We start from the raw sequence: 2,500 nt of genomic DNA, 5'->3' as shown, positions 1-2,500 counted from the left end.
CACGTGCCTTTTGCATAATGATCCTACGAGTTGCTACTTACTGGCAAGGTTAAGTACTTAAGTTACGGAGCCGCAGCGAAAGCGAGTCTTAACAGGGCGCTAAGTCAGTAGGTGCAGACGCGAAACTTTGTGATCTATCCATGGGCAGGTTGAAGGTGTGGTAACACACACTGGAGGACCGAACGGGTTAACGTTGAAAAGTTATCCGATGACCTGTGGATAGGGGTGAAAGGCCAATCAAACTGAGAGATAGCTCGTTCTCTCCGAAATGTTTTTAGGAACAGCGTCACATATAAGAAGTTTATTAGAGGTAGAGCTACTGATTGGACTAGGGGGCTTCACCGCCTACCAAATCCTGACAAACTCCGAATGCTAATAAATATCTGTGGCAGTGAGGCTGCGGGCGCTAAGGTCCGTGGCCGAGAGGGGAACAACCCAGACTATCAGCTAAGGCCCCTAAATCTACGTTAAGTTGGTTAAACGATGTTCAAATCCTAAGACAGCCAGGATGTTGGCTTGGAAGCAGCCATTCATTTAAAGAGTGCGTAACAGCTCACTGGTCGAGGGTTCGGGCGCGGAAAATGATCGGGCATCAAACGTAGTGCCGAAGCTATAGGATTTATGTTTACATAAATCGGTAGGAGAGCATTCTATTTGCGTTGAAGGTGTGTGGTGATGCATGCTGGAGCGGATAGAAAAGAAAATGTAGGAATGAGTAACGATAAATAAGGTGAAAAACCTTATCGCCGAAAGACTAAGGGTTCCTGATCAACGTTAATCGGATCAGGGTTAGTCGGGACCTAAGGCGTACCCGAAAGGGGAAGTCGATGGACAACTGGTTAATATTCCAGTACTCGTAATAAATTCGATGGGGCGACGCAGGAGTGAAAAGTCCGCGAACTTACGGAATAGTTCGTTAAAGGGCGTAGTTAGAGGGTCTATAGTTAAATGCGTAGACCTTGATGAAACCTGATAGTACCACAAAACTTCGGTGGCGTGGATAGTGACTGTAATCAGACTGCCGAGAAAACCCTCTAAGTTATGTTTATTACGACTCGTACCGTAAACCGACACAGGTAGTCGAGATGAGTATTCTAAGGCGCTCGGGTGAGCCGTGGAGAAGGAACTAGGCAAATTAACGCTGTAACTTCGGGATAAAGCGTACCATAGCGATATGGTCACAGTAAAATGGTGCAACCAACTGTTTAGCAAAAACACAGGGCCCTGCCAAATCGAAAGATGACGTATAGAGCCTGATACCTGCCCGGTGCTGGAAGGTTAAGGAAGCTTGTCAACCGTAAGGTGAAGCTTGCGACTGAAGCCCCAGTAAACGGCGGCCGTAACTATAACGGTCCTAAGGTAGCGAAATTCCTTGTCGGGTAAGTTCCGACCTGCACGAATGGTAGAATGAGTTGCACACTGTCTCCTCCACGAGCCCGGTGAAATTGTAGTATCGGTGAAGATGCCGGTTACCCGCCACGGGACGAAAAGACCCCGTGAACCTTCACTACAACTTTGCATTGATTTTGGGTACCAGATGTGTAGGATAGTTGGGAGACTATGAAGCAGGCACGCCAGTGTTTGTGGAGTCAACGTTGAAATACCAACCTTCTGTTACTTAGAGTCTAATCTGCGTAAGCGGAGACATTGCATGGTGGGTAGTTTGACTGGGGTGGTCGCCTCCTAAAGTGTAACGGAGGCTCGCAAAGGTTCCCTCATTACGGTTGGTAATCGTAAGTAGAGCGTATTAGTATAAGGGAGCTTGACTGTGAGACTGACTAGTCGATCAGGTGCGAAAGCAGGCTAAAGTGATCCGGCGGTTCCGTATGGAAGGGCCGTCGCTCAAAGGATAAAAGGTACTCCGGGGATAACAGGCTGATCTCCCCCAAGAGCTCATATCGACGGGGAGGTTTGGCACCTCGATGTCGGTTCGTCACATCCTGGGGCTGGAGAAGGTCCCAAGGGTTGGGCTGTTCGCCCATTAAAGTGGCACGTGAACTGGGTTCAGAACGTCGCAAGACAGTTTGGTCTCTATCTGTGGTGGGCGTTAGTAAATTGCGAGGACATGACCTTAGTACGAGAGGACCGGGTTGTATGTACCGCTGGTGTATCTGTTGTGCCGCCAGGTGCAGTGCAGAGTAGCTATGTACAGAAAGGATAAGCGCTGAAAGCATCTAAGCGCGAAACCTACCTCAAGATGAGTTTACTTTTAAGTGCCGTCGAAGACGACGACGTTGATAGGCTACAGGTGTAAAGATGGTAACATCAAAGCCGAGTAGTACTAATTGCACGTACGCTTTATACTTTATTAGTAAGAAATCTGTTGATTAGTTTTCCCAATATGTTACCTTATTTTGTAAGATAATATCTGTCAATAACCTTTTTATGGTGGTATTGCCGATGGTGTTCACCTCTTCCCATTCCGAACAGAGTAGTTAAGCCCATCATGGCCGATGATACTGGTGTATTCCGGGAAAGTAGGTAGCTGCCATATTTATTT

The 2,500-nt window shown here is 47.4% G+C and carries 2 rRNA genes (1 of these 2 cut by a window edge); both read left to right on the top strand.

Annotated features, from left to right (window positions below):
- Nucleotides 1–2,305 (top strand): 23S ribosomal RNA (locus tag EMP01_RS15430) (it extends 569 nt beyond the left edge of the window).
- Between the two features lie 79 nt (nucleotides 2,306–2,384).
- Nucleotides 2,385–2,494, top strand: a 5S ribosomal RNA gene (gene rrf / locus EMP01_RS15425).
- Nucleotides 2,495–2,500: the final 6 nt, after the last annotated feature.

Source organism: Edaphocola flava (assembly GCF_004118155.1).
In the GTDB taxonomy this organism is placed as follows: domain Bacteria; phylum Bacteroidota; class Bacteroidia; order Chitinophagales; family Chitinophagaceae; genus Edaphocola; species Edaphocola flava.
The sequence above is the reverse complement of the archived record's forward strand: the minus strand, read 5'-3'. Positions and strand labels throughout refer to the sequence as shown.